The following is a 21,829-nucleotide window of genomic DNA, read 5'->3' as shown; positions in this document are numbered from 1 at the left end:
GGCTCAACGCGCGCGGGCCCCGAAATTTCCGCACAAACTAACCGGCCGGCAGGTCAGAGGCTATTGATATCCTCCATCTCCAGCACCTTGCGCGGATACCCCTCCCGGGCAACGCGGATCATGGCGCGTCCGATCTGCTCGGTCGAGGTCACGAGCCGCGGCGAAATCCGGCGCAGCACCGGCCAGAGCGGCCCGCTCACGGCGTAGACAGCCTGCACCCAGGCGGTCTTGGACCGGGCGCCGTGCAGGGGCTGGATCGCCCCGGGCCGGAACATGTAGGCGGCCTTGAACGGCAGCTTGAAAAGATCGTTCTCGGTCTTGCCCTTGATCCGTGCCCACATCCGCGGGCCCCGCTCGGTGGAATCGGTGCCGGCGCCGGTGACATAGGTGAAGATCATCTGCGGATTGAGCCGGGCCAGCGTCGTCGCAGCCGCGAGCGTGAGATCATGGGTGAGGTGGCGGTAGCGCTCCTCGCTCATGCCGATCGAGGAGACGCCGAGGCAGAAGAAGCAGGCATCGAAGCCGGTCAGCTGCGGCTCGATCGCCGAATAGTCCATGAAATCCTCGTGCATGATCTCGGTGAGCTTGGCGTTGCGCACGCCGGTCGGGCTACGGCCGACCACGAGCACACGGTCGATGCCGGGATCGACCAGGCATTCGTGCAATACGCCCTGCCCCACCATGCCGGTCGCGCCGAAGATGATGACCTTCATCGGGATCTCCAGCGGCCTCGCGGCTCATGCGGCGGCCGCGATCTCGTCGAAGGATACACCGGTCAGCGTTGCCGAGGCATCCCACAGCATGGCCGCCGCAGCGAGATCCTTCGCCTGCGGCATGATCCTCGCCGGCCCGGGTGGTCCCTTCAATTCGTAAAACCCGTTTGGACCGTAATAGCCGCCGGGCTCGGCGTCCGGAGAGGTCGCCGCAAACAGCGTCGGCAGCGCGCCTTCGGCGGCGGACTGGCTGATCAACGGCTGGAGCAGCCGGCCGAGCCGCGACTGGACGGTGTTGGTGCCCGGCCCGTTCGCAATGAGATCGGTCCGCGCATAGCCGGGATGGGCGGCAAGGCTCATCAGGCCCCAGCCGGCGGCGACGCTGCGGCGTTGCAGCTCCAGCGCAAACATCAGCATCGCCAGCTTGGATTGGCAGTAGGCGCGCCACGGACGATAGGAATGCTTGCTGTGCAGATCGTCGAAATTGATCGCACCGGAGCGGTGCGCAAGGCTCGAGAGATTGACGATGCGAGGCGCCCTGGCACGGCGAAGCTGCGGCAACAGCCGCGCCGTCAGGGCGTAGTGACCGAGATAGTTGGTGCCGAGCTGCATCTCGAAACCATCCTCCGTCTGCTGCCGCTTCGGCAGTGCCATCACGCCGGCATTGTTGACGAGGAGATCGAGCGATTCGTTGTCGGCGGCAAAGCGCCTGGCGAAATCGGCGACGGAGGCAAGGCTTGCGAGGTCGAGATGCTCATAGGCGATCAGAGCGTCGGGAAACCGCTCGCAAATGCCTTCGATCGCCCGCAGGCCCTTTGCGTCGTCGCGGCCGGTGAGTATGACAATGGCACCGGCGCCCGCGAGCGCCATCGCCGTCTCGTAACCGAGCCCGCCCGTCGCGCCGGTCACGACGACGGTCTTGCCGCTGAGTGAGGGGATGCCTGCCGTGCTCCAGTCGGTCATGCCATGTCTCCGCGGCTTTCAGGGATGGAAAAGGCCCGCGACCGGTCTAAATGTGCACTGAGTGCAAGTTTGCAAGAGGTGGAATGATTTGAAGGCTTCGAACGTCGCCGGGAAACGCGCCAAGTCATTGTCCGCGGAAGGAAAATTTCCGACCGCCACCGGCCTGCGCGAGCGCAAGCGGCAGGAGACCCGCGATCGGCTGGCGCGCGCGGCGATGACCCTGTTCCTGGAGCGCGGCTACGAGGCCACCACCATCGACGACATCGCGGCGGCAGCCGACGTGTCGCGGCGCAGCTTCTTCCATTATTTCGCGTCGAAGGAGGACGTGGTCGCCGCCTGGCAGGAGGGCGCAGCCAGCGCGCTGGTCGCCGAGATCGTCGCCCGGCCCGCGGACGAATCCATGCTGACGGCAGCGGAGAATGCGATCGCGGCGGCGGTCAAACGGCTCGATCCGGCGGAAGCCGCAGCGATGTCGCGGCTCAAGCGCGACAATCCCGCGCTCCAGGCGCGCGACCAGCTCAAATACGAAAAGCTCGAGCGCGCGCTGGCCGACGGACTGGCACAGCGCGCCCGCACCAAATCGGACCGACAGAAGGCGCGGCTCGTCGCCATGATTGCCACCGGCGCCATGCGCGTCGGCGGCGAGAGCTGGATCGGCGAAGGCGCGCGGGAGAAGCCGGAAGCTTTCGTCAGGCGCACCTTCGATGCGATCAGGGCGATATTGAAGTGAGGTCTCTCACTCCCTGAAAAACGCCAGGAGATCGGCGTTGATGGTTTCCGCGTGCGTGGTCGGCATGCCGTGCGGAAAACCCTTGTAGGTCTTCAGGATACCCTGCTTGAGCAGCTTGGCCGAGAGCGGCGCGGAATCGGCGTAAGGCACGATCTGGTCGTCGTCGCCGTGCATCACCAGCACCGGCACGTTGATCTTCTTGAGGTCCTCGGTGAAATCGGTCTGCGAGAACGCGACGATGCCGTCGTAATGGGCCTTGGCGCCGCCCATCATGCCCTGGCGCCACCAGTTCTGGATCACCGCTTCCGACGGCTTTGCGCCGGGGCGGTTGTAGCCGTAGAACGGGCCGGCGGGGAGGTCGCGATAGAATTGCGTGCGGCTGGCGGCGAGCTGCTTCTGGAGATCGTCGAACACGCTCTTCGGCAGGCCGCCGGGATTGGCTGCGGTCTGCACCATCAGCGGCGGCACGGCAGAGAGAATCGCGGCTTTCGCCACCCGGCTCTCGCCGTGGCGCGCGATGTAGTGCACGACCTCGCCGCCGCCGGTGGAATGGCCGACATGGATGGCGTTCTTGAGGTCGAGATGCGCGGTGAGCGCGGCGAGATCGTCTGCATAATGATCCATGTCGTGGCCGTCGGCGACCTGCGCCGAGCGGCCGTGGCCGCGGCGATCATGGGCGACGACCCGGTAGCCGCGCGTGACAAAGTACAGCATCTGCGCGTCCCAGTCGTCCGACGACAGCGGCCAGCCATGGCTGAACACGATCGGCTGGCCCGCGCCCCAATCCTTGTAGAAGATCTCGACGCCGTCTTTGGTGGTGATTGTGGGCATGGATTGCTCTCTTTCGATGAAGATCAGTTGCGTGAGGCGCGAACGAACTCGCGCCGGCGATCCGCAGATAGTTGCGCGGGATCCCGAATGCGATTGCTCGCATCACCAGGGGACGTTGAGAATCTTGTGATCAGGCAAACGCCATCGGCCGGAAGCGGCGCCAGGCGCCGATGGTCAGCACCACGAAGAACACCAGCACGATGCCCTGCACCACGGCGAACACCGGACCGGACGGCGGCGCCGGCGGCACGGCCGGTGCGAGCGCGGCGAGCGCCGGCACCTTCAGGAACGACTGGATGACCAGCACGAAGACGTTGAAATAGAGCGAGATCATCGCGGTCACGATATAGACCGGGCGCCAGACTCCGGCGAGCTTCATGCCGTACAGCGCGACGCAGGCAATCGCGAGCAGCACCAGCGAGATGATGCCGATGATATGCGAGGGCAGCAGCTCCTTGAACGGAAAGAGGAAACCGGTGGCGCTGGTGAGGATCGTGGTCAGCAGGAAGATCGCGGTGAGGGCCGGCATCGGCTTCGAGCCGAGCAGGCCGAACATCACGACGAGGCCGGCGACGATGGCGATCAGGCTGATGATGACATGGATCAGCGTAAGGGCGGGCAGGCTCAACCCAAGGACCATGACATCTCTCCTATTCTCCGCGTTGAGATGATGAGAGTAGTATTACGGTCCTCATGGGATTGCCACCTGCGTTGTCGTCACATGCGGAAGCGCGGCCATGCGTCATCGTGCGAATCGACAAACGCATGGCCGATTTTTTTGCGTCGCCGTCACGAAGGACGGCCGTTTTCGACGAAAGTCGAATCGATCCTTCACACTTCCTTGGTGTCGAAGATCAAGAGGTCGGCACCGCCGCTGGCGAACTTGGGCACGTCGGCGCCGGTCGCCTTGCCTTCCGGACTGGCGAATGCCGCCTGAATGTCGGCCACGCTGTCGAAGGTGAGAATGGCGACGAGATGGATTCCGGAAGGACCTGCGGGAGATGCGACCGGTCCCTTGCTGACGGCGTATTTCTTCAGGCCGGGAAGTTTCTTGGCGAGCGGGATGTGCGTCTCGGCATAGTACTTGTCGAAGGCGGCAGCGTCCTTGGGTGTCTTGTACAGCACGACGATTTCAGCCATTTGGGTCCTCCCTTGGGAATCTTTGTTTTTCTACGCGCGGTTGGTCCCGCGACGAGCGATAGTCTGTGGGACGCAGCAAGATGGCAAGCCGGATTCGGCTTGCCATCTCCTTGTCTTCTGCTTGCCTAAAGCGCCGGTTTTGCGACGTCGCCGAGATAACCGTGCAGGGAGGCGACGACCTGCGCGCCCTCGCCGATGGCGCCGCCGACACGCTTGACCGAGCCGGAGCGGACGTCGCCGACGGCGTAGACGCCGGGCACGGAGGTTTCCAGCGGCGCCACGAGCTTGCCCTGGTTCTGCTCGGACTGCGCACCGGTCACGACGAAGCCGCCGCGATCGAGCGTCACGCCGCAGCCGTCGAGCCAGGAGGTGGCCGGATCGGCGCCGACGAACAGAAAGAGATTGCGGATGTCGGCAAAATCCTCGTCGTCCGACAACCGGCTCTTCCAGCGGATGCGCCGCAGCAGCGCGGCCTCGTCGCCCTCGAGCGCGGTGATCTCGGTGTTGAACATCAATTCGATATTCGGCGTGGCTTCGATGCGCTCGATGAGATAGCGCGACATGCTGGCGCCCAAGCCGCCGCCGCGAATGATCATCAGCACGCGTCTGGCGTGGCCCGACAGGAACACGGCGGCCTGCCCTGCCGAATTGCCGGCACCGACGAGGGCCACCTCCTCGCCGGCGCAGAGCCGCGCCTCGACCGGCGAGGCCCAGTACCAGACGCCGCGCCCCTCGAACTTGTCGAGGCTCTCGATCTCCGGCCGGCGATAGCGCGCGCCGCTCGCGACCACCACCGCGCGCGAGCGCAAGGGATCGGCGCCGTCGAGCGCCACCGAAAATGCGCCGTCCTCACGGGTGCAGTCGAGCGACTTCACCGTCACCGGAATCATGATGTCGGCGCCGAACTTCTGCGCCTGGGTGAAGGCACGCGCGGTCAGGGCCTGGCCCGAGATGCCGGTCGGAAAACCCAGATAGTTCTCGATGCGCGCGCTGGCGCCAGCCTGGCCGCCGAAGGCGCGGGTGTCGAGCACGGCGACCGACAGCCCTTCGGACGCGGCATACACGGCGGTGGCGAGCCCTGCGGGTCCGCAGCCGACGACCGCAACGTCGTAGATGCGGTCGCCCTTCGCGCCGCCGATCATGCCGATGGCGCGCGCGAGCTCGGTCTCGTTGGGGTTGCGCAGCACGGCGCCATCGGCAGTGACGACCAGCGGCCAGTCTTCGGGCTTCGGCGAATACCGCGTGATCAGTTCGGCCGCGTCGCAATCGCGATCGGGATCGAGCAGATGATGCGGCTGGCCGTTGCGGGTGAGGAATCCCTGCAACCGCACCACGCCGGCGGAGTTCGACGGTCCGATCAGCACGGGACCGCCGGCGCCGCCCTGGATCAGATTGACCCGGCGCAGGATCAGCGCCCGCATGATGCGCTCGCCGAGCTCGGCCTCGGCAACCAGCAGCGCGCGCAGCCGGTCCGGCGGCAGCAGCAGCGTCTCGACATCGCCCTCGGCCCGGCCGTCGACCAGCGCCGGCTGGCCGGAGAGCTGGCTGAGCTCGGCCAGGAATTGCCCCGGCCCCTGGTCGATCACCGGGGTGACGTGACCGAGCCCGTCGCGCTGCGTGATGGCGACATGGCCCTTCAGCACGACGAACATGCCGGGGCCGGGCTTGCCGGTCTCGAACAGCAACTCGCCATCCGCGTAGGTGCGGTGTTCGCCGAATTGCCTGATGCGTTCGATCTCGGCGGGTGTCAGCGCCGGAAAGGTCTGCTCGGGGCGCGTAAACCGCGACATCTGCGCGTCACGGTCGGTTCGTTGCGGTTCGTCCTGCCCCATTGCCACGTCATGCACTCCAAAAAATTCTAGCCGCCCGCCTTCAACTGCCGGTCTTGCCGGCGGTCCCCTCATTTAGGGAACCATCTTCGTTCTGCGAGGGGTCGGTCGTTGCGGCGCGTTCGCGCGCCTGCAGCTTCCGGCGCTTCAGGTTCTCGCGCAGCGCCGATTTCAGCCGGTCGTCCCGGGACACCCTCGCCTGCCTCGCGCTCTTGTCAGTCTCGTCAGCCATCACGGCACCATCACAGCAATCGGCAGCAGGATGCCACCGAAGTGTGGCAGCTCAAGAGGCCGACGCGATCCGATCGTGCGAAAGGCGAAATGGAACGAATCCGGCATCCCGGGCAACTGGCCAGTTGGCCGGGGATATCGGCCCCCGAATCGACGAAAAGTCGGTGATTTCGCGTCAAACCGGGCATTCTGGCCCTGATATCGGCCCGATTTTCTCGTTTTGACGAGGCTTGCAAGCTTGCACAGGAGGGGGGCTTGTGGCAGATATCGGCCCGCTTGGTAGGCCCCTCTCGGGCGCCCGATTCTTCACCAGCACATGCTGCCGTAGCTCAGTGGTAGAGCACTCCATTGGTAATGGAGAGGTCGACAGTTCAATCCTGTCTGGCAGCACCAGCTTTTTCCATTGAAGCGAGCCCTCCGCCTGGCAGCGAGCCCGCAACAGCCACGGATGCGATCGTGATCACACGTTCCCTACCCTATGAAGGACTGCTCCACGAGATCGTCGAGCATAATGGCGTGCTCTATCTCGGCGGCATCGTCCCTGAAGATGCGGGGCTCGACATGGCGGGCCAGGCCGACGATGTGCTGCGCCAGTTGAAGACCCTGCTTGATGGGGCCGGCTCCGATCTCTCCTGCGTTCTGCAGGTGACGATCTTTGTGGTTGATCTCGCCGACAAGGCGGCGCTCAACCAGGTGTGGAAGCGCTATTTCACCGCGGACCATCTGCCGGCGCGTGCCGCCGTCGGCGTCGCGGATCTCGGCCCGGGCGTCAAGCTGGAGCTGACGGCGATCGCCGCCCGCCGCTGATCCTCGAGCGGCACGGGCGAGGCGAGAACGCTCAGTCATTACTGTGTTCACGCATAACGCAACGTTCTCGCGGCGCGAAGCGTCCGAGTTTTGCTGGTTTCCTTGACCCTCTCCATGTGAAGAGGGCGCAGGGAAGGCCGGGTGCCGGCTGGCACCCATGATCCGCCGCGCGAAGAATTTGCACACGCAAATGCGCAAGCGGGACAACAGGTGGGCCGGAAAACATCCGGCCTTCCCTGCGCGATGGTTTGACGGCTTATGCGCGCTCTCCCCGGAGCCGAGTTCCTTCTGGCCTCCGTCACCTCGCGAATTGGCGATGTCCCGAGACCCGGTTGAGCCCCGACCCATCTCCGCAAGGCTTGACCGTAGCAACGACGGTCAGGACCACGCGGTTTTGCCGTACGCAGCCGGCCCGGCTTCGCCGGACTTGAGCGCCGTCCGTCCGCACGCAGTCGGGACCTCACGAGGTTCATCTCGCCCTGGTCCCACCTTCGCGTGCCCGGCGCTGCCGCGTCCACCGGACCCCGGCCCACGTTCGTGACGACGTACGATCGCCCCTCTCCCTGGACCGGGATGGCGGGAATATGCCGCAATTCCGAATTTCGGTAAAGTGGAATATTTTCGCAAAAAGGGGTTGACTGGATTTTGCGAGAGGAGGGTGTTTTGCCCGACGGGTCAAAATCGTTGGGATCGATATCCGCTTGCGGTGGCGCTTCGCAAAGATGCAGTCACGCTGTCCTTTTGACCCCTAAATTCACGGTGATAATGTCGTAACCTGCGGTCCGTCCGGGAGGACACCATGGAATGGTTTGACCGGCTGTTTGGAAGGACGTCGTCAGCTCCGACCCGGCTCTTTGCGAGATTCAGGCGGACGTCGAGGGCACCGACTGATCCCGACCTTCTGAAAATCGCCAAAGACCGGAAAGGGCATGTTTCGCGAAGAGCCGTACGAGATGAATATGAGCGGCTGGTCTTGGAGAAGTACGCGCACGATAAGTCGTGATTTCCAAGACCCATCGAGCCTTGCTCAGTGGCGAAACATGATGGTTTCGCAACAGCTCTACACGTCCTGCGCATCATCAATCGAGCCACCCACCTGCAGTGTCGCGAACCGCTCATCCGCCCGTCGCAGCCGTCGGCACAGCTCGCGATTGATGTTCTGCAGGACGATCACATAGGCGCGGATATCGGCCTTGTAGCAAGCGTAGAGCTTCTGGGCCGTCAGCTCGTACAGCTCGGTCGGGCTTTCCGCGACGACCGTGGCGGAGCGGTTCTGCATTTCGATCAGCGTCATCTCGCCGAAGAAATCGCCTGGCTGCAGGCCGGAAAGCGGAATGACGCTGCCCGAACCGACCCGTTTGCTCACCGCCAGCCGACCGGATTTGACGATGAACATCGAGCGTCCCGGCTCGCCCTCCGCAACGACCGTTGCTCCGGCATCGAAGCGGCGCTCGACCAGCATTGAAATCAGGAGGTCGAGGCTCGGCTCCGGGAGACCGCCGAAGAACGGTGTGGCGAGCAGGAACGCCTTCAGATCGGGAGCGCTGGCGGCCATTGCGCAAAGATACGCCCCCTCGCCATCTGCGGCAAGCAGAGGACACCGGCGCTGGCGCCGCCCAATGAATGAGGCTCAATGTGTTCGAACAGGGAGGTCTGCGACGCGCGGTCGGCTTCGCGCGGTTTACTGCCGCGCAACGCTCTCGCCGCGCAACGTCCGCCGTCTCCAGAGGTCAGCCATGATCTTCGCGGCCGCCGCAAGGACGAGCGCGCACAGCGCGACCTTCGAGATCGTCTCCATCGTCCCCTCGATCAAAAGGCAATGCACCACGCTGCCTGCGACGATGACGATCGCGAGGGGAATATGGACGATGCGCCAGGTTCGCAGCCGCAGTCCCAACCGCCGGCGCAGCAGCGCCAGAACCGCAATGATGAAGATGGCCCACATCGCGGTCACGCCGAAGGGAGAGAACGGCGTCGGCGATGTGTAGGTCAGGGCATCGATCATGTCGGGCGGGCTGGTGAACCAGAGGCCGGCGACGTGGATCACCACCGCCACCACCAGCGCACCGCCGATCCAGTGATGGGCGCGCCGTCCGCTATAGGCCGGCAGGCCCGGCAGATATCCGCCGATCAGCAGCGGCTGCACCAGCACGAGGCCGAGGGCGATGATCCCGGCGAAGCCGGCGAGAATGTAGACCGGGCCGCGCCATGCGAGTTGCTCGCTTGCTGCAGCAGCGGCGATCGGCACGCCAATGGCAAGGGCAAGCGCGACCCAGATCAGGACCGCCCGGGCCGATCTCCATCCCTTCATTTGCAAGTCAGCTCAGGCCGGCTGCAGCACGAAATGCGCCTCGAGGCTGGTTTCCTTGGCGCTCCGCATCACCGGCCGCAGGAAGACGGTCCTGAACTCACCGCTGTCATAGGCGAGATGGCCGTGCGGCTGGCCGAAGATCGGAATGATCTGCGGCATCTCGAGCCGGAACTTGCCGTCCTTGTCGGTGAGCGTGGCGCCATGACTCTGCGGCTCGTGCTCCTGCCCTTCGACCGTGTGGGCCCAGATCTGGATGCGCTGCCCGGCGAGCGGAGCGCCGTCGCCGGCGCGGCGGACGGTGCCGCTCATCCAGAAGCCGCCCTTGCCGATCCGCTCCACGATCGCCGCGCCCTTGCGGTAATTGTTCGCCCCGCCCGACATCGACTGGGTCGGTGCGAGGCCGTCCGCGCGCGCCGGCACCAGGAGGCCGGGGAAGGCTGATACCAAGACCCCGGTGGCGAGGACGGTGCCGCCGGCGGCGAGAAGGCTGCGGCGGTCGAGTACGACGTTGGTCATGTCAGTTCCTCCCGGCAACGGGCCTCTTGCTCGCGCAAGCTACAACAACAGGCGCAGAACGCCCAGTTGAGGGGGAGGGGACCATCGGTCGCAATAACAGTGTTGTGAACCGGGGCATTCGCAGCTCATGGCGGGCAGGATGGGTCGCGTGGCGGAGAACCCACCAGCCCTGGTGACGAAACGTGCGAGGGCTCTACCCATCCTGCGCGCTGCCACTACATGTCTTTCCTCAAGACGCGCATGATCGCGCAGCCCTCCACACCGGCAGCCCCCATATGATCCCCTTCTCCGTGCTCGACCTCGCTCCCATCCGCCAGGGCGGCGATGCGGCGCAGGCTTTCCGCAACTCGCTCGACCTTGCCCGGCATGCCGAGGCGTGGGGCTACAAACGGTTCTGGCTCGCCGAGCATCACAACATGACGGGAATCGCGAGCGCGGCGACGTCGGTCGTGATCGGACATATCGCGGGCGGAACAAAGACGATCCGCGTCGGCTCCGGCGGGGTCATGCTGCCGAACCACTCGCCTCTCGTCATCGCCGAGCAGTTCGGCACGCTGGAATCGCTCTATCCCGGGCGGATCGATCTCGGGCTCGGCCGGGCGCCCGGCACCGACCAGTTCACCGCGCGGGCGTTGCGGCGCGATCTCGCCACCACCTCCGAGAATTTTCCGCATGACGTGCTGGAGCTGCAGGCGCTGCTCGGCGACGTGCAGCCGAACCAGGCGATCCGCGCCGTGCCCGGCATGGGGACCAAGGTGCCGCTCTGGATCCTGGGATCGAGCACGTTCGGCGCGCAGCTTGCCGCGATGCTCGGCCTGCCCTTTGCGTTCGCCTCGCACTTCGCGCCGCAGATGATGATGCCGGCGCTGCGCGAATATCGCGCGCGGTTCGAGCCCTCGGCGCAGCTCGACAAGCCCTATGCGATGATCGGCGTCAACGTGTTCGCCGCCGACACCGACGACGAGGCACAGCGGATGTTCTCATCGCTGCAGCAGCAGTTCATCAACCTGCGCCGCGGCACGCCTGGGCCGCTGCCGCCGCCGGTCGACGACATGGACGCGCTGTGGTCGCCGGCCGAGAAGGCCGGCGTCGGCCAGTCGCTGTCGTGCTCCGCAGTGGGTTCGCCGGCCGCCGTGGAAGATAAGCTGAAGGCGCTGATCGCCGAGACCGGCGCGGACGAATTGATGACGACGGGGCAGATCTACGACCACGCCGCGCGGCTGCGCTCGTTCGAGATCGCAGCCGAGGTGCGGGATAGGTTGGCGAAGCAGCCGGCGGTGTGAGCGGGTCCGATTGTTGCCGCGATGAAGGTGCGCTCCCTCCCCCCCTTGCGGGGGAGGGCTGGGGAGAGGGTGTCTCCGCAATGGGACAGCCCCCCTAGAGGAAAGAGCCCTCACCCCGACCCTCTCCCGCAAGCGGGAGAGGGGGCGCACCGCGCGCGTGGCGAGGGGGCTCAGCCCAATCCTCTCATGCCCTAATCCGGAAAGCCGAACAGCTTGGCTGGATTGTGCACCAGGATCTTCTCCAGCTCCGCCTGGTCCGGCGCGTAGCGGTACATCAGCTCGAGCAGGTCGGCATCGTTCGGCGGCTGCTTCACCGAGACCGGATGCGGCCAGTCGCTGGCCCAGACGCAGCGATCGGGAGCGGCCTCGATATAGGCGCGCGCGATCGGGATCACGTCGTCGTAGGGAGCCCCGGTCTTCGAGGTCTTCTCGCCGAGCGACAGCATCACCCAGAAATTGCCCTTGCCGAGCAGCTCCAGCATCTTGCGCAGGTTCGGATCGGCCCTGCCGGCTTCGGGATCGGGGCGCGCCATGTGGTCGATCAGCACGGGCACGTCGAGAGTCTCGTACTTGGCGACGCTCGACATGATGCCGTCCTTCTCCGGCTGGATCTTGACGTACCAGCCGAGCTCGCGGATGCGCGCGATCGCGCGGGCGAAATCGGCATCGGAGAGCACGGCACCAAGCTCCTGGCGGAAGCTGAAGCGCGCGCCGCGCACGCCGGCATCATGCAGCTTGGCGAGGTAGGAGTCGCTCGCCTCGGCGAACACCAGCGCGTTGGCGCAGCCGCGATAGTTCGGCCCCATCGCGGCGAGACCGTCGAGCACGACGGCATGGTCGGCACCGTAGGTCGTGGTCTGCACGATGATGCCGCGCTCGATGCCGAGCGCCTTGTGCATGCGCAGCGCCGCCTCCCAGGTCGCGGTCGGCATCCGATAGGCGGCGCCGGGACGCTCCGGATATTTGTCGATGGGCCCCAGCACGTGAAACTGGCTATCGACGGTCTTCGGCGGCGGCGCCTTGCTTGGCCGGCGCGGATTGGGATCGAACGGCAAATAGGTCGGCATGCGCAAAGCTCCTCAGTCGATCACGGCGGTGAAGTCGCACTGCACCAGCGCGCCGCCGTCCATGTTGTCCATCGGCAGCGCGTGGCGCGCCGGGCGCGAATGCTCGTCCGGAAACATCTTGAGCCACTCGACATTGACCGGGCCGCGATTGCCGCGGTCCTTCAGCCACACCGTCATCTTGATGATGTCGTCGGTGGTGCCGCCCGCGGCCTCCACCGTCGCCTTCATATGCGCGAACATGTTGGCGCATTGGGCGTCGAGACTCTCTGGCATTGCATTGGTCGCGGGATCGCGGCCGAGGATGACGCCCGACATCACGAGATTACCGATGCGGCAGGCGTTGGGAATCGGATTGACGTGCTTGAAGCCGCCGATGTGGATGCTCTTGCGCCGTGTCATGGTGCGCTCCCTGCTTGTTGTTGCCTCAGACGAACTGGCACGACACCGAGCCGAACGTGCCATAGTCGGCATGAAACGTGTCGCCGCGGCGGATGTCGACGGGCCGCGTGAACGATCCCGCCAACACGACCTCGCCGGCGGCGAGGGACTCATCATGCGGCGCGAGGCGGTTGGCGAGCCAGGCGATGCCGTTGGCGGGGTGATTGAGCACGCCAGCGGCAAGCCCGGTCTCCTCGACCTCGCCGTTGCGGAACAACAGCGCGCCGATCCAGCGCAGATCAGCATCCATCGGGCGGATCGGCCGGCCGCCGAGCACCAGCGCGGCATTGGCCGCGTTGTCGGAGATCGTGTCCATGACTTTTCGCGTCCTGCCCGTCTCCGGATCGACGCGATGCATGCGCGTCTCCAGGATTTCCAGCGCGGGCGTGACGTAGTCGGTGGCGTTGAGCACGTCGAAGATGGTGCAATCGGGCCCGCGCAGCGGCGCCTTCAGCACGAAGGCGAGCTCGACCTCGATGCGCGGCGCGTGGAAGCGGTCGAACGGGATCGGCGTGGCGTCGGCATAGAACATGTCGGCGAACAGCACGCCGTAGTCGGGCTCGGAGATGCCGACCGCGCTCTGCATCGCCTTCGAGGTCAGTCCGATCTTGTGCCCCTTGATGACGCGGCCGCGACCGAGCTGGAGCCTGGTCCAGGCGCGCTGAACCGCGTAGGCATCCTCGATGCTGAAGTCGGGGTACTCCTTCGTGAACATCGGAATCAGCGATTTCGTGCGCTCGGCTTCGTCGAGGCGCGCGGCAAGGCGTTCGATCGTCGCAACATCCAGCATGGCTTATTGCTCCGCCGCCACGGTGTTACGCAGCACGCCGATGCGGCTCGACTCGACTTCGACGACGTCGCCGACCTTCAGCCAGCGCGGCGGATCGAACCGCGCGCCTGCGCCGGTCGGCGTGCCCGTCACGATCATGTCCCCGGGCTTCAGCGTCGCGAAGGTGGAGAGATAGGAGATCAGGACGTCGAACGGGAACATCAGCCGCTCGGTCGTGTCCTGCTGCCGCACCTCGCCGTTGACGCGCGTGACGATATCGAGCGGCCCGCGCGGATCGAGCTCGTCCGCGGTGACGATCCACGGACCGATGCTGCCGGAGCGGTCGAAATTCTTGCCTTGCGTGACGTTGAACTTGCCGTGGCGCAGCCAGTCGCGGATCGTGCCCTCGTTGCACAGCGTCATGCCGAAGATGTGCGACCACGCCTGCTCGCGCGGGATGTGACGGCCGCCCTGCCCGATCACGATGACGAGCTCGCCTTCATAATCGAGCTGGTCCGAAACCTTGGGCTTCTCGATCGCTTGGCCGGAGCCGGTCATCGAGGACATGCTGCGCACGAACAGGCTGGGATATTTGGGCAGGTCCGAACTGTCTTTATATTCGGCGTTGCGCTCGGCGTAGTTGACGCCGATGCACCAGAGCTTTTCCGGCGCCAGCACCGGCGGCAGCAGGACGAGTTTTTCCAACGGGTAGTCGGGCTTCTGTCCGGCCGCCGCTTCCTGCGCATCGGACAGCGCATTCGCTGCGATCAGCGCCTTCACATCCGAGAAATCGCGGCCGATCCGTTTCGTCAGATCGATCACACCGCCTTCGACGGCCGCTCCGTAGCGCGGCTCTCCATCCAGGAGATAGCTCAGGAGTCGCATTGTATTTCCTCCAATGATCTTGAGGCAGCTGGGCCCGAGACAGACCCGCGCGCTCAGTCTTTCGACTTGGGAGTCTGGAACACGGTGTTCAGCGTCACGATCTCGCCGAGGCGGGCGTAGCGCGGCCCGCCGATCCGCGCGATCGGGTCGAGCGCCCTGGTCTCGACCTTGCCGTCGTTCACGAGGCCGTCGCGCAGATGAAACATCACGACCTCGCCGACGATCAGCCGGCTCTTGGCCTCGCCGAATTCGAGGCACTGCCGAAAGCGGCACTCCATCGCGACCGGCGCGGCGGCGAGCCGTCGCATCTTGATGAGGTCGCAGGGCAGCGTTTCGAGTCCGAGATGCTCGACCTCGCTGATTTCAGGCGGATGCTCGACGGAGCTGTCGTGCACCGCGGACATCAGCGGGGTATCGGCGATGTGGATGACGTATTCCTCGGTGTCGAGGATGTTGTGCGCGGTGTCCTTGTAATCGGCGCCCTTGCGGCCGACGCTGATGGCGAGCATCGGCGGCTTCTGCGAGACGAAGGTGAAGGCGCTGAACGGCGCGAGGTTGAGCACGCCACTTCGCGACAGGCTCGTCACCCAGGCGATCGGACGCGGCACCACGATGCCGGTCATCAGCCGGTAGATGCGCTCGGCGCCGAGCTCGGCGGGATCGATCCGCATCGATCAATCCGCCCTGATGTTGGCCTTGCGCACGACCGGAATCCACTTGGCGTCCTCGCGTTCGAGATAGGCCTTGAATTCTTCCGGCGTCATCGGTGTAGCTTCGCCGCCGAGCTTCTCGAACTTGTCGACCACGGCGGGGTCTTTCAGGATCGCGACCAGCGTCTCGTGCAGCTTGTCCACGATCGGCGCGGGCGTGCCGGCGGGCGCAAACAGGCCCGTAAACGTCTGGCCGTCGAAATCCTTGTAGCCGAGTTCGGCGAAAGTCGGCACGTCGGGCAGCGACTTCAGGCGGTGCGGGCTGGTGACCGCCAGCGCGCGGAACAGGCCGGCCTTGATGTGCTGGAGGCTGACCGTGAGCTGGTCGAACGCGAACTGCACCTGGCCGCCGAGCAGATCGTTGATCGCCGGCGCATTGCCGCGATAGTGCGCGGTGACCCATTGCAGCTCGAGGTTCGACTGCATCAGCTCGCTGAGCAGATGGTTGGTGGTGCCGGGACCGGGCGAGGCCATCGTCAGCTTGCCGGGCTCGCGCTTGGCGAGATCGAGAAACTCCTTGAGCGTCGTTGCCTGCACCGACGGATGGACCTCGAGCACCAGTGGCGTCATCGAGATCGTCGAGATCGGCAGGAAGTCCTTCTTCCAGTTGTAGGCGTCGCGCTTGTTGCATCTCGGTCGCGAACAGCACCGGGCCGTTGGCACCGACGAACAGCGTGTAGCCATCGGGTGCCGACTTCGCGAAGGCCTCGCCCGCGATCATGCCGCCGGCGCCGGCCTTGTTCTCGATGACGAAGGGCTGGCCGAGCTTTTCCTGGAGCTTGTCGGCGACGATGCGTGCGGCGCTGTCGACATTGCCGCCGGCGGGATAGGGCACGATCAGCTTGACGTTGCGCGCCGGCCATTGCTGGCCCGACGCCGGCCCCGCCAGCATCGCAGTGACGGCAGCTATGGCAATCCAGATTAATCTCATGTTAACCTCCCGGCGGCGCATTCGATTCATTCGAATGCCTGGACGTCGCACGACGCTCACAAGGCATTCCGATCGGAGCGCAATCTCCAGATGCGCGCTTGCCCTGTCGAGGGAATTGTGGCGTTCTTGTCCATATTATGGACAAGAGGCGTTCAACGAAATCCGCCCGTGGCGCCGAGGAACCGCGACAGGGCGCGCAGGCGATCCGGCGGGCGCTCGCGGTGCTGCGCATCCTTGCCGCAGGCCGCGAAGACGGTGTGCCATTGGCCGAGGTGGTCCGCGCCACCGGCCTCACCCGCCCGACCGTGCATCGCATCGTCCACGTGCTGATCGAGGAAGGCATCGTCGAGCGGCATGGCAAGAGCGGGCGCTACGCGATCGGCAACCAGGTGCCGGAGCTGGCGCTCGCACGGCCGCGGCCGTCGCGGCTGCTGGTCGCCGCAAATCCGTCGCTGCAGCGCGCGTCCGCCGAGATCGGCGACACGCTGTTCCTGACGGTGCGCACCGGCAACGACACGCTGTGCGTCGATCGGCGGATCGGCGTCTATCCGATCCAGGTGCTGTCGATCGAGATCGGCGCGCGCCGGCCGCTCGGCGTCTCCAGCGCGGGCGTCGCCATCCTTGCCGCGATGCCGGCGCAGGACGCGCGAAAGATCGTTGCAGCCAACGAGAAGCGGTTCGAGGCCTACCAGACCGACGTGGGCACCGTGACGAGCCAGGTCACTGCAGCGCGGCGGCGGGGCTACAACATGAGAGAGATCGGCCTCGTGCAGGGCACCAAATCGATCTCGACCTGGATCAAGACCCCGGACGGACGGCCGACCGCCGCGATCACGGTCTCCGCCGTTCGAACCAGGCTCGGCCCCCGCCGCGAGCAGGAGGTCGCGGAGATTCTGTTGCGGGAGGCGCGCGCCATCGAGCAGGCGATCCGGGGCTAGGCGGCGTTGTCAATGGGCTGACGTGGTCCCTCGTTTTATGGCACAAGAGCCGCCATCGCCGACCGACAAACGAGGCCACGCATGCCCGCGCCAAAACCGCCTGCTTTCGAGACCCTGAGCCTGCATGCGGGCCAGCATCCGGATCCCGTGACCGGCGCCCGGGCGGTGCCGATCTACCAGACCACGTCCTACGTGTTCCAGGATTCCGATCACGCTGCGGCGCTGTTCAACCTGGAGCGCGCCGGCCACATCTATACCCGCATCTCTAACCCGACCACGGGCGTGCTCGAGGAGCGGCTTGCGGCCCTCGAAGGCGGCGTCGGCGCCATCTGCACCGCCAGCGGCATGGCCGCGCTGCATCTGGCGATCGCGACGCTGCTCAATGCCGGTGACCACGTCGTGGCGTCGAGCTCGCTCTATGGTGGCACCATCAACCTGCTCGCGCACACGCTGCCGCGCTTCGGCATCACCACCACTTTCGTCAAGCCGCGCGATCTCGACGCGTTCCGCGCCGCGATCAAGCCGAACACCAAGCTCGTGATCGGCGAGACCATCGGCAATCCCGGGCTCGAGGTGCTCGACATCCCCAAGGTCGCGGCGATCGCGCATGACGCCAAGATCCCGCTGCTGATCGACAACACCTTTGCCACGCCCTATCTCAGCCGCCCGATCGAGCTGGGCGCCGACATCGTCATGCATTCGGCGACCAAATGGATCGGCGGCCATGGCATCGCGATCGGCGGCGCCATCGTCGACGGCGGCCGCTTCGACTGGCGCGGCTCCGGCAAGTTCGGCGTGCTGACCGAGCCCTATGGCGGCTATCACGGCATCGTCTTCGACGAGCAGTTCGGCACGGCGGCCTTCATCATGCGCGCGCGCACCGAGGGCCTGCGCGATTTCGGCGCCTGCCTTTCGCCGACCAACGCGTTCCAGCTGCTGCAGGGCGTTGAGACGCTACCCGTGCGCATGGACCGCCACATGCAGAACACGCATCTCGTGCTGGAGGCACTGAAATCCAACAAGGCCGTCGACTGGGTGCTGCACCCCTCGCTGGAAACCCATCCCGACTATCAGCTCGCCAAGCAGCTCTTGCCGCGCGGCGCCGGCTCGATCGTCTCCTTCGGCATCAAGGGTGGCCGGCCGGCGGGGCGCAAGTTTATCGAATCGCTGCGCATGATCAGCCATCTCGCCAATGTCGGCGATGCCAAGACGCTGGTGATCCATCCGGCCTCGACCACGCATCAGCAGATGGACGCCGAGCAGCTCAGGGCTGCCGGCGTCGGCGAGGAGCTGGTACGGCTGTCGGTCGGCATCGAGACCGCAAGCGACATCATCGACGATCTCGCCCAAGCGCTGCGCATCTCGCAAAAGGTCTGACGCCATGAAGCTCTCCGTCAACGGCACTGAAGTGTTCGCGGCAACCGGCGGCCGCGACTTCGACAAGTCGCTGCCCGCGGTCGTCTTCATCCACGGCGCCGGCTTCGATCACTCCACCTGGGCGCTGCACACGCGCTGGTTTGCCCATCACGGCTTTGCCGTGCTGGCGCCTGACCTGCCCGGCCACGGCCGCTCTACGGGGCCTTCACTCGGCAGCATCGCGGAGATGGCGGATTGGACGGCGGCGCTGCTGGATGCAGCGGCCGCCACGAAGGCGCATCTGATCGGCCATTCCATGGGCTCGCTGATCGCGCTCGAGACGGCGGCGCGCCATCCCGACAAGGTCTCCGCGCTCAGCCTGATCGGCACCGCCGCGACCATGACGGTCGGCCCGGATCTCTTGAAGGCGGCCGAAGCCAACGCGCAGGATGCAAACGACATGGTCTCGATCTGGGGTCTCGGCTTCAAGGCCGAGCTCGGCGGCAGCCTCGCACCGGGCCTGTGGATGCATGGCGGCGCACAGGCCGTGCTTCAGGCCTGCGAGCCCGGCGTGCTGTTCAAGGATCTGTCGGCCTGCAATGCCTATGCGAATGCGCTTGCCGCCGCGGCGAGCATCAAGGTGCCGACGACGCTCATTCTCGGCGAGCGAGACATGATGACGCCGGCGAAGGCGGGTAAGGCGCTTGCGGCCGCGATCCCGCATGCGAAGACCGTCGTGGTGCCCGGCGCCGGCCACATGATCATGGCCGAACGTCCGGATGAGTTGCTGGCGGCGCTGAGGGGCTGAGCCGCTTCCAACTCAAGCGTTTGGAACGCGGATAGCCGCAGGGAGCGTCATGGCCGGGCTTGTCCCGGCCATCCGCGGCTGGCGATGCAGAACGGTGAACGTGGATGCCCGGGACAAGCCCGGGCATGACGGCGTCCTCTCAATGTCCAGCTCACGAGCCCGGCGTCCATTTCCAGACGATGTCGGAGACGTTAACCGGCTTCGGGATGAGGCCGAGCTTTGCGAAGCGATCGGCGACCGCCTGCTGGCTCTTGACCACCTCGGCATCGAGCGGCACGACGCGATAGTTGGAGCGGGCCACGAAGCGCCTGACAGCCTCGATATCGACGCCGGTCGCCTCTGCTTGCGCCTTCGCCACATCCTCGTGGTGCGAATCCGCCCATACGCCTTCGGACGCGAAGGCTGTGTTGAGCTTCGCGACGAGGGAAGGATACTTCTCCACGAAGTCGGTGCCGGCGATGTAATAGGCGTTCGGCTTGTGAACATCCTTGTCGAACGCGAGGACGCGCGCGCTCTCCTTCAATTCCGCGAGCGCCAGATAGGGATCCCAGATCGACCAGGCGTCGACCGAGCCCTTCACGAAGGCCGCCGTTGCGTCCGCCGGCGCGAGCGGCGCCGGTGTGATGTCGGACCAGGACAGGCCGGCCTTCTCGAGCGAGGCAACGAGGAGATTATGCGCGCTGGATCCCTTGCCGAAGGCGACGCGCTTGCCTTTGAGATCAGCGAGCGTCTTGATCGGTGAATCCTTCGGCACGACGATCGCCTGTGTGTTGCCTTCCGATTTCACCGCGGCAACGTAGCGGATCCTGGCGCCGCCGGCCTGCGCGAAAATCGGCGGCGTATCGCCAACGAAGCCGAAATCGACGCTGCCGACATTGATCGCCTCCAGCAGCGGTGGACCGAACTGGAAGTCGATCCACTTGATCTCGATACCGAGCGGCTTGAAGGCGTTTTCGAGCGTCTGACGCTGGCGCACAGCCGGAAAGAATCCGCCCTTCTGCGTGCCGATGCGGATTTCCGCCGGCTTGTCCGCGGCGCGCACGGGCGCGGCAGCAGCGGTGGCGAGGAGCAGCGCTGCGGTCAGGATATGTCGTCGTGGAATCATGTTGCGGTCCTTTCGGTGGCATCAGTTGGCGAAGAGTTGGGAACTCGCGCGACGGCTCCGCTGCGAGAGCACGGCACGGGCGGCGCGCTCGGCCTCGCGGGCCGAATGGAACTGGCGGCCTTCGAGACTGTCGAACAGGCGCTCGGAGGAGAAGAAGCGGTAGCCGCGCTCACTTCTTGTGATGATGCCGGCGGCGCGGTCGTGGATCTCGATGATGTAGGCATTCGACTGGGTCTGGGACATGATTGCTCGTTCGCCGATGTCTCGGCGTTCCTGTTCGGGGATTCTCGGTGCGAGGTGCTGCTAAGAGGCGGTCAGCAACGACAACAGGCGCCCGTTGCCGCCGAGAAACAGCGCCGCGTCATGCACGCATGCATGTCGCCCTGGTTACGCTGGTGATCCATTCTCATATCGCGGCATCAAGCTCGAGGAGCAGTTTCGATGCTCGGAATATCGAGCGGTTGGCGCGATTGGTCAATGAAATGGCTATCCATATTTGCGGCCGGCGCGCCGGGGCGCTTCTCTCGGCGCAAGCACCGGCAGACGGATTCATCTCGCGATGAGTTCATCACAGGCGCACGGGGCGGCGTGGTACGCTTCAGGAGCCGGAACGCAGGCAATTCGGGAGCTCCAGAGATGGCTGATGATTTGAAGGGGCGCACCGCGCTCGTGACCGGCGGCTCGCGCGGAATCGGCGCCGCCGTCTGTCGCGCGCTGGCCGAAGCAGGCGCCGCCGTGGCGATCAATTGCCGCGAGCGGATCGGGCAGGCCGAGCAGCTGGCTGGCGAGATCGGCAAGCAAGGCGGCCGCGCCATCGTCGTCGCTGCCGACGTCTCGCAAGCCGAAGCCGTGGCCGGAATGGTCGAGCGCGTCACGTCCGGGCTAGGGCCGATCGACATCCTCGTCAACAATGCCGGCATCGCCATCACGCGCGGCATCGACGATCTCAACGAAGACGATTTCGACCGCACCATCCTGGTCAACCTGAAATCCGCCTTCCTGTGCACGCAGGCCGTATTGCCGTCGATGCGATCAAGGAAATGGGGCCGCATCGTCAACATCTCCTCGGGAGCGGCGCGCGGCGCCGGCTCGATCGGCCCGCACTACAATGCGTCCAAGGCCGGCATGGAAGGCCTCACGCGAGGTTACGCCGCGCGGCTGGTGAAGGAGGGTATCACCGTCAACGCAGTGGCGCCGTCGCTGATCGAGACCGACATGATGAGCAGCCAGCCCCAGCTCGTCAGCCGCATCCCGCTCGGGCGCTTCGGCACGGCGGAGGAGGTGGCGAAAGCGGTGATGCTGCTGGTCGACAACGCGTACATGACCGGGCAGACCGTGGCATTGAGCGGCGGGATGGCGTTTAGCTGAGCGCACGCCGTCATGGCCGGGCTTGTCCCGGCCATCCACGCCTTGACGCTAGCGCGAAGAACGTGGATGCCCGGGACAAGCCCGGGCATGACGATCAGCT

24 protein-coding genes, 1 tRNA gene and 1 pseudogene are annotated in these 21,829 nt (G+C 65.6%); 8 read left to right on the top strand and 18 right to left on the bottom strand.

All coding sequences use genetic code 11. The features are described from left to right. Positions 1-53 precede the first annotated feature (53 nt). Positions 54-713: an epimerase gene (locus ABIA42_RS36750; RefSeq protein WP_370116129.1), complete on the bottom strand. Its 660-nt coding sequence runs from the start codon at positions 711-713 to the stop codon at positions 54-56. A gap of 24 nt (positions 714-737) precedes the next feature. Beyond that, positions 738-1,676 (bottom strand): SDR family oxidoreductase, encoded by a 939-nt coding sequence (locus ABIA42_RS36745; RefSeq protein ID WP_370116131.1) that lies wholly within the window; start codon positions 1,674-1,676, stop codon positions 738-740. An 88-nt stretch (positions 1,677-1,764) separates the two neighbouring features. On the opposite strand from ABIA42_RS36745, the gene ABIA42_RS36740 reads away from it, so the two are divergent. Next, positions 1,765-2,406, top strand: coding sequence for a TetR/AcrR family transcriptional regulator (locus ABIA42_RS36740; RefSeq protein WP_370116133.1), 642 nt, complete (start codon positions 1,765-1,767; stop codon positions 2,404-2,406). Between the two features lie 6 nt (positions 2,407-2,412). Here the strand turns inward: ABIA42_RS36740 and ABIA42_RS36735 are convergent, their stop codons facing one another. From ABIA42_RS36735 to ABIA42_RS36715, 5 genes are all read right to left on the bottom strand, one after another. Then, positions 2,413-3,237: an alpha/beta fold hydrolase gene (locus ABIA42_RS36735; protein WP_271527135.1), complete on the bottom strand. Its 825-nt coding sequence runs from the start codon at positions 3,235-3,237 to the stop codon at positions 2,413-2,415. A gap of 130 nt (positions 3,238-3,367) precedes the next feature. After that, positions 3,368-3,877 carry a hypothetical protein gene (locus ABIA42_RS36730; RefSeq protein WP_061881159.1) on the bottom strand — a complete coding sequence of 170 codons (510 nt, stop codon included), beginning with the start codon at positions 3,875-3,877 and terminating at the stop codon, positions 3,368-3,370. Positions 3,878-4,068: 191 nt separating this feature from the next. After that, positions 4,069-4,377 (bottom strand): EthD family reductase, encoded by a 309-nt coding sequence (locus ABIA42_RS36725; protein WP_124159447.1) that lies wholly within the window; start codon positions 4,375-4,377, stop codon positions 4,069-4,071. 125 nt (positions 4,378-4,502) lie between these two features. Further along, entirely contained in the window at positions 4,503-6,209 is a 1,707-nt protein-coding gene (locus ABIA42_RS36720; protein ID WP_370123719.1) for an FAD-dependent oxidoreductase, read from the bottom strand. Positions 6,210-6,249: 40 nt separating this feature from the next. After that, complete coding sequence (locus ABIA42_RS36715) at positions 6,250-6,438, bottom strand: hypothetical protein (RefSeq protein ID WP_370116136.1); 189 nt, start codon at positions 6,436-6,438, stop codon at positions 6,250-6,252. A 317-nt stretch (positions 6,439-6,755) separates the two neighbouring features. Between ABIA42_RS36715 and ABIA42_RS36710 the strand changes: the two genes are divergently transcribed. Together ABIA42_RS36710 and ABIA42_RS36705 are read left to right on the top strand one after the other, a co-directional pair. Further along, a tRNA-Thr gene (locus ABIA42_RS36710) sits at positions 6,756-6,830 on the top strand. A gap of 63 nt (positions 6,831-6,893) precedes the next feature. Then, a complete protein-coding gene (locus tag ABIA42_RS36705) occupies positions 6,894-7,244 on the top strand; it encodes a RidA family protein (RefSeq protein WP_370116138.1) in 351 nt (116 codons plus the stop codon). A 1,060-nt stretch (positions 7,245-8,304) separates the two neighbouring features. Here the strand turns inward: ABIA42_RS36705 and ABIA42_RS36700 are convergent. The 3 genes from ABIA42_RS36700 to ABIA42_RS36690 form a co-directional block, all read right to left on the bottom strand. Further along, a complete protein-coding gene (locus ABIA42_RS36700) occupies positions 8,305-8,799 on the bottom strand; it encodes a Crp/Fnr family transcriptional regulator (RefSeq protein WP_370116140.1) in 495 nt (164 codons plus the stop codon). 126 nt (positions 8,800-8,925) lie between these two features. Continuing rightward, entirely contained in the window at positions 8,926-9,555 is a 630-nt protein-coding gene (locus ABIA42_RS36695) for a ferric reductase-like transmembrane domain-containing protein (protein ID WP_370116142.1), read from the bottom strand. Positions 9,556-9,567: 12 nt separating this feature from the next. Further along, positions 9,568-10,071 carry a Twin-arginine translocation pathway signal gene (locus ABIA42_RS36690; RefSeq protein ID WP_370116144.1) on the bottom strand — a complete coding sequence of 168 codons (504 nt, stop codon included), beginning with the start codon at positions 10,069-10,071 and terminating at the stop codon, positions 9,568-9,570. A 275-nt stretch (positions 10,072-10,346) separates the two neighbouring features. Between ABIA42_RS36690 and ABIA42_RS36685 the strand changes: the two genes are divergently transcribed. After that, complete coding sequence (locus tag ABIA42_RS36685; protein ID WP_370116146.1) at positions 10,347-11,354, top strand: LLM class flavin-dependent oxidoreductase; 1,008 nt, start codon at positions 10,347-10,349, stop codon at positions 11,352-11,354. Between the two features lie 191 nt (positions 11,355-11,545). On the opposite strand, the gene ABIA42_RS36680 is transcribed toward ABIA42_RS36685, so the two are convergent. The 6 genes and pseudogenes from ABIA42_RS36680 to ABIA42_RS36655 form a co-directional block, all read right to left on the bottom strand. Then, positions 11,546-12,421, bottom strand: a complete 876-nt coding sequence (locus ABIA42_RS36680) for an amidohydrolase (protein WP_370116148.1) — start codon at positions 12,419-12,421, stop codon at positions 11,546-11,548. A gap of 12 nt (positions 12,422-12,433) precedes the next feature. Then, positions 12,434-12,820 carry a RidA family protein gene (locus ABIA42_RS36675; protein ID WP_035706477.1) on the bottom strand — a complete coding sequence of 129 codons (387 nt, stop codon included), beginning with the start codon at positions 12,818-12,820 and terminating at the stop codon, positions 12,434-12,436. 25 nt (positions 12,821-12,845) lie between these two features. Then, on the bottom strand, positions 12,846-13,649 hold the full coding sequence (hpaH, locus tag ABIA42_RS36670) for a 2-oxo-hept-4-ene-1,7-dioate hydratase (RefSeq protein ID WP_271527141.1): 804 nt from the start codon (positions 13,647-13,649) through the stop codon (positions 12,846-12,848). Positions 13,650-13,652: 3 nt separating this feature from the next. Further along, complete coding sequence (locus ABIA42_RS36665; RefSeq protein ID WP_370116151.1) at positions 13,653-14,513, bottom strand: fumarylacetoacetate hydrolase family protein; 861 nt, start codon at positions 14,511-14,513, stop codon at positions 13,653-13,655. A gap of 53 nt (positions 14,514-14,566) precedes the next feature. Next, positions 14,567-15,184: a flavin reductase family protein gene (locus tag ABIA42_RS36660; RefSeq protein ID WP_370116153.1), complete on the bottom strand. Its 618-nt coding sequence runs from the start codon at positions 15,182-15,184 to the stop codon at positions 14,567-14,569. Positions 15,185-15,187: 3 nt separating this feature from the next. Further along, positions 15,188-16,154, bottom strand: a pseudogene (locus ABIA42_RS36655) (Bug family tripartite tricarboxylate transporter substrate binding protein). Between the two features lie 137 nt (positions 16,155-16,291). On the opposite strand from ABIA42_RS36655, the gene ABIA42_RS36650 reads away from it, so the two are divergent. The 3 genes from ABIA42_RS36650 (at position 16,292) to ABIA42_RS36640 (ending at position 19,256) form a co-directional block, all read left to right on the top strand. Beyond that, positions 16,292-17,092 carry an IclR family transcriptional regulator gene (locus tag ABIA42_RS36650; RefSeq protein ID WP_370116157.1) on the top strand — a complete coding sequence of 267 codons (801 nt, stop codon included), beginning with the start codon at positions 16,292-16,294 and terminating at the stop codon, positions 17,090-17,092. 81 nt (positions 17,093-17,173) lie between these two features. Then, complete coding sequence (locus ABIA42_RS36645; RefSeq protein WP_370116159.1) at positions 17,174-18,469, top strand: O-acetylhomoserine aminocarboxypropyltransferase; 1,296 nt, start codon at positions 17,174-17,176, stop codon at positions 18,467-18,469. Positions 18,470-18,473: 4 nt separating this feature from the next. After that, complete coding sequence (locus tag ABIA42_RS36640; RefSeq protein WP_028176558.1) at positions 18,474-19,256, top strand: alpha/beta fold hydrolase; 783 nt, start codon at positions 18,474-18,476, stop codon at positions 19,254-19,256. 151 nt (positions 19,257-19,407) lie between these two features. On the opposite strand, the gene ABIA42_RS36635 is transcribed toward ABIA42_RS36640, so the two are convergent. Both ABIA42_RS36635 and ABIA42_RS36630 read right to left on the bottom strand, forming a co-directional pair. Continuing rightward, positions 19,408-20,361: an aliphatic sulfonate ABC transporter substrate-binding protein gene (locus ABIA42_RS36635; protein ID WP_370116161.1), complete on the bottom strand. Its 954-nt coding sequence runs from the start codon at positions 20,359-20,361 to the stop codon at positions 19,408-19,410. A 21-nt stretch (positions 20,362-20,382) separates the two neighbouring features. Further along, positions 20,383-20,604: a hypothetical protein gene (locus tag ABIA42_RS36630; RefSeq protein ID WP_271527149.1), complete on the bottom strand. Its 222-nt coding sequence runs from the start codon at positions 20,602-20,604 to the stop codon at positions 20,383-20,385. A 393-nt stretch (positions 20,605-20,997) separates the two neighbouring features. Between ABIA42_RS36630 and ABIA42_RS36625 the strand changes: the two genes are divergently transcribed. After that, positions 20,998-21,729 (top strand): SDR family NAD(P)-dependent oxidoreductase, encoded by a 732-nt coding sequence (locus ABIA42_RS36625; RefSeq protein ID WP_370116163.1) that lies wholly within the window; start codon positions 20,998-21,000, stop codon positions 21,727-21,729. Positions 21,730-21,829: the final 100 nt, after the last annotated feature.

The organism is Bradyrhizobium sp. USDA 327, assembly GCF_041262065.1.
GTDB lineage: Bacteria > Pseudomonadota > Alphaproteobacteria > Rhizobiales > Xanthobacteraceae > Bradyrhizobium > Bradyrhizobium liaoningense.
This window is presented reverse-complemented; position numbering and strand designations above follow the sequence as displayed.

Bases quoted from the DNA above. Each gene is read 5' to 3' on its own strand.
- ABIA42_RS36750 (WP_370116129.1), bottom strand. From the start codon at position 713: ATGAAGGTCATCATCTTCGGCGCGACCGGCATGGTGGGGCAGGGCGTA.
- ABIA42_RS36745 (WP_370116131.1), bottom strand. From the start codon at position 1,676: ATGACCGACTGGAGCACGGCAGGCATCCCCTCACTCAGCGGCAAGACC.
- ABIA42_RS36735 (WP_271527135.1), bottom strand. From the start codon at position 3,237: ATGCCCACAATCACCACCAAAGACGGCGTCGAGATCTTCTACAAGGAT.
- ABIA42_RS36730 (WP_061881159.1), bottom strand. From the start codon at position 3,877: ATGGTCCTTGGGTTGAGCCTGCCCGCCCTTACGCTGATCCATGTCATC.
- ABIA42_RS36725 (WP_124159447.1), bottom strand. From the start codon at position 4,377: ATGGCTGAAATCGTCGTGCTGTACAAGACACCCAAGGACGCTGCCGCC.
- ABIA42_RS36720 (WP_370123719.1), bottom strand. From the start codon at position 6,209: ATGGGGCAGGACGAACCGCAACGAACCGACCGTGACGCGCAGATGTCG.
- ABIA42_RS36715 (WP_370116136.1), bottom strand. From the start codon at position 6,438: ATGGCTGACGAGACTGACAAGAGCGCGAGGCAGGCGAGGGTGTCCCGG.
- ABIA42_RS36700 (WP_370116140.1), bottom strand. From the start codon at position 8,799: ATGGCCGCCAGCGCTCCCGATCTGAAGGCGTTCCTGCTCGCCACACCG.
- ABIA42_RS36695 (WP_370116142.1), bottom strand. From the start codon at position 9,555: ATGAAGGGATGGAGATCGGCCCGGGCGGTCCTGATCTGGGTCGCGCTT.
- ABIA42_RS36690 (WP_370116144.1), bottom strand. From the start codon at position 10,071: ATGACCAACGTCGTACTCGACCGCCGCAGCCTTCTCGCCGCCGGCGGC.
- ABIA42_RS36685 (WP_370116146.1), top strand. From the start codon at position 10,347: ATGATCCCCTTCTCCGTGCTCGACCTCGCTCCCATCCGCCAGGGCGGC.
- ABIA42_RS36680 (WP_370116148.1), bottom strand. From the start codon at position 12,421: ATGCCGACCTATTTGCCGTTCGATCCCAATCCGCGCCGGCCAAGCAAG.
- ABIA42_RS36675 (WP_035706477.1), bottom strand. From the start codon at position 12,820: ATGACACGGCGCAAGAGCATCCACATCGGCGGCTTCAAGCACGTCAAT.
- hpaH (WP_271527141.1), bottom strand. From the start codon at position 13,649: ATGCTGGATGTTGCGACGATCGAACGCCTTGCCGCGCGCCTCGACGAA.
- ABIA42_RS36665 (WP_370116151.1), bottom strand. From the start codon at position 14,513: ATGCGACTCCTGAGCTATCTCCTGGATGGAGAGCCGCGCTACGGAGCG.
- ABIA42_RS36660 (WP_370116153.1), bottom strand. From the start codon at position 15,184: ATGCGGATCGATCCCGCCGAGCTCGGCGCCGAGCGCATCTACCGGCTG.
- ABIA42_RS36650 (WP_370116157.1), top strand. From the start codon at position 16,292: ATGGACAAGAGGCGTTCAACGAAATCCGCCCGTGGCGCCGAGGAACCG.
- ABIA42_RS36645 (WP_370116159.1), top strand. From the start codon at position 17,174: ATGCCCGCGCCAAAACCGCCTGCTTTCGAGACCCTGAGCCTGCATGCG.
- ABIA42_RS36640 (WP_028176558.1), top strand. From the start codon at position 18,474: ATGAAGCTCTCCGTCAACGGCACTGAAGTGTTCGCGGCAACCGGCGGC.
- ABIA42_RS36635 (WP_370116161.1), bottom strand. From the start codon at position 20,361: ATGATTCCACGACGACATATCCTGACCGCAGCGCTGCTCCTCGCCACC.
- ABIA42_RS36630 (WP_271527149.1), bottom strand. From the start codon at position 20,604: ATGTCCCAGACCCAGTCGAATGCCTACATCATCGAGATCCACGACCGC.
- ABIA42_RS36625 (WP_370116163.1), top strand. From the start codon at position 20,998: ATGGCTGATGATTTGAAGGGGCGCACCGCGCTCGTGACCGGCGGCTCG.